The 258-nt window shown below is 39.1% G+C and carries 1 pseudogene; it reads right to left on the reverse strand.

Annotation, left to right across the window (positions count from 1 at the left end):
- Positions 1 to 191: pseudogene (locus F1003_RS16025) on the reverse strand (uL13 family ribosomal protein); the annotation flags it as partial.
- Positions 192 to 258: the final 67 nt, after the last annotated feature.

The raw sequence follows: 258 nt of genomic DNA on the forward strand, positions 1-258 counted from the left end.
TGTTGAGCTTCGTGCTTGTGCTCAGTACCTTCGTATAAGTAAAGGTTTTTAAGAATAGCAGCACCAAGTCTGTTTTTAGGAAGCATTCCTTTTACAGATTTTTCTAAAATTCTTAGGCTGTTTTTCTTTCTAAGCTCTTCTGCAGTCATAGACTTCTGTCCACCAGGGTATCTTGTATGCCATATGTAAGACATCGGAAGAACGACGTGTAGGGAAAGATAATAGATTTCGGTGGGCGCGGTATCATTAAAAAAACAC

It is taken from the genome of Winogradskyella ouciana (genome assembly GCF_009709615.1).
GTDB classification, from domain to species: domain Bacteria; phylum Bacteroidota; class Bacteroidia; order Flavobacteriales; family Flavobacteriaceae; genus Winogradskyella; species Winogradskyella ouciana.